Annotated in this window: 5 protein-coding genes and 1 riboswitch; of the genes, 3 read left to right on the forward strand and 2 right to left on the reverse strand. The window is 40.0% G+C overall.

Annotation, left to right across the window (positions count from 1 at the left end; genetic code table 11):
• Both nhaD and lysC read left to right on the forward strand, forming a co-directional pair.
• The coding region (gene nhaD / locus BCG07_RS13485) for a sodium:proton antiporter NhaD (RefSeq protein ID WP_286890539.1) at positions 1 to 906 on the forward strand (906 nt) is incomplete at its 5' end.
• Positions 907 to 1,016: 110 nt separating this feature from the next.
• Positions 1,017 to 1,189: riboswitch (Lysine riboswitch) on the forward strand.
• 75 nt (positions 1,190 to 1,264) lie between these two features.
• A complete protein-coding gene (gene lysC / locus BCG07_RS13490) occupies positions 1,265 to 2,644 on the forward strand; it encodes a lysine-sensitive aspartokinase 3 (RefSeq protein ID WP_286890540.1) in 1,380 nt (459 codons plus the stop codon).
• Between the two features lie 153 nt (positions 2,645 to 2,797).
• On the opposite strand, the gene BCG07_RS13495 is transcribed toward lysC, so the two are convergent.
• Positions 2,798 to 3,553: a 4'-phosphopantetheinyl transferase family protein gene (locus BCG07_RS13495; RefSeq protein ID WP_286890541.1), complete on the reverse strand. Its 756-nt coding sequence runs from the start codon at positions 3,551 to 3,553 to the stop codon at positions 2,798 to 2,800.
• A gap of 140 nt (positions 3,554 to 3,693) precedes the next feature.
• Here BCG07_RS13495 and BCG07_RS13500 point away from each other — a divergent pair, with 140 nt between their 5' ends.
• Entirely contained in the window at positions 3,694 to 5,016 is a 1,323-nt protein-coding gene (locus tag BCG07_RS13500) for a sodium-dependent transporter (RefSeq protein ID WP_008130843.1), read from the forward strand.
• 4 nt (positions 5,017 to 5,020) lie between these two features.
• Here the strand turns inward: BCG07_RS13500 and BCG07_RS13505 are convergent.
• The coding region (locus BCG07_RS13505; RefSeq protein ID WP_286890542.1) for an NYN domain-containing protein at positions 5,021 to 5,500 on the reverse strand (480 nt) is incomplete at its 5' end.

Consider the following 5,500-nt stretch of genomic DNA (forward strand, 5'->3'; position numbering starts at 1 on the left):
TTTTTGTTTTCGTCGGTTTCAGACAACGTAACGGCTACGTTAATATCGCTTGCTGTAGTTATGTCGTTAAAGCTACCGCCTAAAAAACTTATAAAATATGCCACACTTATTGTGTTTGGTGTTAACTCCGGGGGGGTGTCGTTAATTACCGGTGACGTAACAACCTTAATGATATTTTTAGATGGCAAGGTAACTATTGCTAACTTATTACTGCTTATTGCGCCTGCATTTATTAGCGTTATGCTGTTAGCAGCAATGCTAAGTATTGGCATGAAAGGGGATGTAACCTTTTCAAAGTCTGGAAAAAAACGCATAGAAAAAACCGATATCACCATTGCAGTTATTTTTGTATCTACAGTTATAAGCATACTTGCACTGAGTGTAATTTACAGTGTACCGCCTTTATTAACTTTTTTATGTGGTTTATCAATCATGTTTTTAGTGGCGCAATTTTTAATGCGCAAAAAAGACATAAACAAAAATATTATCGACTACGTACGCGACATAGAATACGACACCTTACTGTTTTTCGTCGGGGTTTTATTATTGGTAGGCGCATTAAAAGAGATTGGAATGCTAAGTAAGTTTACCGACCTTTACACTGTTATGGCCCCACAATACGCTAACTACTTAATGGGTATTTTATCGGCTGGGGTTGATAACGTTCCGCTCACTGCTGCTTTACTAAAAGCTAATATAGTAATGAGCCAGCAAGATTGGTTATCGTTTACTTATGCAACCGGTGTTGGCGGATCTATGCTAATTATTGGATCGGCTGCGGGTATTATTGCCATGAGCAAAGTAAAAGAGCTAACTTTTATGAGTTACTTACGTTTGTCGCTCTATTTGTTAGTAAGTTATACCGTGGGTTATGCGGGCGCTTATTACATGGGCGGGTTTGTTTAAGTTTTGCTTAACAAACCGCATTAAAACGCTTGACAGCTAGACGTCTAAACGTTAACTTTCAAACCCCACTTTATAGTGGGGTTTTGTTTTATTAGCCATTGGTTAATACAACATTCAGAAGAGGTGCGATACTTAGGTATTTAATGGTAGGTGACGAACGCCCATAACCATTAAAGAGGGAAGTACTCGCCGAGAAAACCAACGTTACGTCGATGTTGTTTTTCGGTTTATGGGGCTGAATCCTCAAAACTGTCACCAATCTAGGTGGAGAGCTTCTGGCAGTGGATTTACCTTCAAGCATTCACTTGCCAAGTTCTTCTTGTTTTATCGCGGTTTGGATACCGCAAAAGGAGACTAAATGACTACCCAATCAGTGCCGCAAACAGTATCGGACGTTAAATCAGATTACATCGTTGCCAAATTTGGCGGAACCAGTGTAGCTAACTTTGATGCGATGAGTCGTTGTAGCGAAATTATTGTTGCCGATAAAAGCGTGCGTATTGTTGCTGTGAGCGCCAGTGCCGGCGTAACTAATCATTTGGTTGCACTGTGTAAATCAAGCATCACCCCACTGCAGCGCCAAGAACACATTGACGGTGTGCTAGCCATTCAACAGGCTATTTTAGATGAGTTATCGCTTGATGCCGATTTAGCCGTAGGTTTTAACGAAACCTTAAAAGCATTTCAAACGCTAGCGCTTGAAACACTGACAACTGATCAGCAGCACGATGAGTTACTTAGCTTTGGTGAACGTTTATCGTCGTATTTATTTGCGCAAGTGCTGCGTTTAAAAGGCTTAAATGCCGATCGCTTTGATGTACGCCAAGTACTTAAAACAGATAGTCAGTTTGGAAAAGCAACGCCAAATGTAAGCGCAACAGCACAAGCTGCTAAAGAATATTTGATCCCACTGTTAGATGATCAAGTTATTGTAACCCAAGGTTTTGTTGGTAGTGACGAATTTGGACAAACAACAACGCTTGGCCGTGGTGGGTCTGACTACAGTGCCGCTTTACTTGCTGAGGCAATAAACGCCAAAAGCGTACATATTTGGACTGATGTTGTGGGTATTTTTAGTACCGATCCGCGATTATGTGTAAAGGCATCGCCCATTGCTCGTTTAAGCTTTGATGAAGCCGCTGAAATGGCTACCTTTGGTGCAAAGGTATTGCATCCAGCTACTATTTTACCCGCTAGCCGTAGTCATATTAATGTGTTTGTTGGATCAAGCCGCGAGCCTGAACGTGGTGGTACGTGGATAGAGCGTGAAAAATCGCAGCAGCCAGGAATTCGCGCGGTAACCCAGCGTAAAAATCAAATTTTGCTCACCCTTAAAAGCCCTGAAATGCTATTGGCTAGCGGCTTTTTAGCCCGTGTATTTACTATTTTAAGCGAGTTTAATATATCGGTTGATTTGGTAACTACGTCTGAAATTAGTGTAGCAATAACGCTTGATAATGCGCCTAACGCGTCGCGCCCAGAGCTCGACCAAGCGTGTTTAGATAAGCTTGCTGAATTTTGCCATGTATCGGTTGAAAACAACTTAACACTGGTGGCACTTATTGGCTCTGAGATTCAACTTCGCCAACACGAAATGAACTTAATGCAGGTATTAAGTGACTTTAATATTCGCTTAATTTGTCATGGAGCAAGTAAGCACAACCTATGCTTTTTAGTCGAACAAAGTGAATCTGATAATGTGGTTCAGGCTATTCATAGCCGTTTGTTAGAAGCTTAACTAGCAATATCAATTCGCAATAATACTTAATCATTTTTAGGGGCTAAAAGTGTCGCTATCTGCGTTAATAAATTCTCATTTAGAACAACTAAATAACGAATTTTTTGCCTAGTTATCAACACGTTTATCTATCCTCTAAATAGATCACTTAATTTAGCGGATTGGTATAAGCGAGACATCGGTTAACACAAAGCACCGCCAGTCGGTGCTTTTTTTATGCACTAAGGTTAAATCAAACGTCTCTGTTTGTGTGTTTACTACTTGGCTGCTTGCGGCCAAGCTTACTAAGGTTAATTCGTTAAATACGTTGTGGCTAAGTAATTTGGCAATAGGGCGACTAGTTGCTTTAGCTAATGACTCTTTTAATGTCCAAATTCTAAAAAAGGTATTGGCTTGGTTTTGCGTATTAGGTTGAGACGTAATTAATGTAACTTCGTCTGTGTGGTAAAAATGCTTGGCTAGTTTTTCAAACGGGCGCGTTAAGCTAATTTTTTCAAGGTCGAAGCCAAACGTCTCGCTTTCTAAATTTAAAGCAACCCCAACAAAACCATGAGAGTGCGATAAACACGTATTAATAACGCACTCGTTAATATGCAGCTCTAATTTAGCTGTGGATTGGTTAAAACTTGTGTTAATGGCATTTAATGGCACATTTGAAAATTCAGGGAAGGTGGATTTTACAAGCAATTTTAAAAGTAAGCGGCTTGCTACATATTCTTTTTTAGCTATTTGGTTTTTACGGCGGTTAATAACGGTTAATTCAAATTCGCTGAGTAAGCTCGCCAAGTTGTAATTAGCCAAACTAAGTGTATTAGCGTCGAACAACAAAACGGTACTTTTGCCTTTAGGTAAATTGGCAAAATCTGTTGGCGTTATGGTTAAGGCGTTATTAAAAAAATGTGCGGTCATATCAGCTCAAAAAGTAAAAAGTCGTTGTTATTGTGAGCAGTTAACGCGACAAACAAAGGCTGAATACAATTTTATTACTCAGCTGGCATTAAATATGGTTTAATTCACAACAATCAAAATAATAACAGATTTGTAGATGTATGGCACAAATGCGTGATGGGTTTCAAAGCCGACTTGGTTTTGTTTTAGCCGCTGCTGGCGCGGCAGTGGGTTTGGGTAATATTTGGGGGTTCCCTACACAAGCTGCTAATCATGGCGGTGGAGCATTTTTACTCGTCTATTTTCTGGTTATCTTTTTATTGGCATTACCGGCACTATATACCGAGCTGTATTTAGGCCATAACGCACAAGCAAACCCGGTAAAAGCGCTGGGTAACGCATGGCAAGATAGCAACCGTAAAATAGGTGCAGCTGCGGGCTATATTGGCCTTGCGGGCGCTGTAGTCATGTTGAGCTTTTATTCAATTGTGGCAGGGTGGATGCTGTCGTACGCAATTGAGCCTGTTACAACGTTTGTTGGTCTACACAGTGTGAGCGAGTTTTTACACAGTGACTCGCAAGCCCGTAATTTTGTATTTACACCATTAATGCTTATTTTAACGGCCTGCATTATTTTAAAGGGGGTTAAATCGGGTATTGAAACCTGGTCGCGCCGACTGATGCCTATGCTATTGGTGTTACTTGTTGCGCTAATTGCTTATATAGCCACTTTGGATGGCGCAAGCGAAGGTTTTGCAGCGTATTTAATGCCTAACTTTAGCCAAATACTCGATCCAAATTTAATTATTGCCGCTATGGGACAAGCGTTTTTTTCGTTGTCGTTAGGGGTGGGGTGTATGATGATTTACGGCTCTTATTTACAGCCTGATGCCAATTTACCAAAACTAACGGCAAGTGTTGCATTACTTGATACGAGCGTTGCATTTTTAGCTGGTTTACTTATTATTCCGGCTATTTATGTTGCACAGCATAATGGCGTTGAGGTATTTAGTGGCGGTAAATTAATAGGTGAAGGGCAGCTTATATTTGCCATTTTACCTGAGCTATTTAATACCATGGGAGAAATAGGGTTACTGGTTGGTTTATTGTTTTTTGTTTTGATGTCGATAGCGTCTGTGACCTCGACTATTTCGTCTACTGAAATTCCGGTTGCGTTTTTAGTTGAAAACCACAATGTAAACCGAACTAAAGCCACGTGGTTGGTAAGCTTAGTGGTTTTAATATGTGCGAGTGCAATTATAGTAAACTTTGATTGGTTATTTGGTTTAGTTATTATGGTGTTTACTCAGTACCAACTCCCGTTAATGGGGTTGTTTTATTTTATAACGGTTGGCTGGATGTTCAAACGAGGTAATAAGTTACACCAAGCTAGCACTGGCGCGCATTTTTGGTTTGCCCAGTATATTCGTTTTGTATGCCCAATATTAATGACCTTGGTGTTTGCAAACGTCGCGTTTGGTTAATAACTTAATGCAACGAGACTAAAAAGCCTCCGTCGGGGGCTTTTTGCATTTTAAAATGCTGATCGTGATATTTAAAATATTGATATAGCTTACTTACGCCTAGCTGCTTTTTTGTAATGTTGAATATTCGATGAAGATAGGTACCAACATCCACTGTTTCAGAGAGTCCAGTTTTTGCATGTTGTGTGTTCTCAACGGCTTCTTTCACCAGTGCTAAATGGTAGGTATCAACAGAGGCAATACTTTTATTTTTTACTTTAGGTATGGTGTTTTGTTTACCTAAAATATAAAAATCATCAAAATAGTGTTTAGCGCTCGCTGTATTATTACCAAACCCTATTACTTTTTTACCATTTCGTCTTAAAAAGTGCACTAGAGCCGCAAAGTCAGAATCAGATGACGCTATTGCAAAAGTGTCAATCGGCGAGACATACAATGACTCCATAACCCCGACAGTTAACGCAATATCGGCAGCATTACTTTT

This window comes from Pseudoalteromonas sp. ESRF-bin5, assembly GCF_002632075.1.
GTDB lineage: Bacteria > Pseudomonadota > Gammaproteobacteria > Enterobacterales > Alteromonadaceae > Pseudoalteromonas > Pseudoalteromonas marina.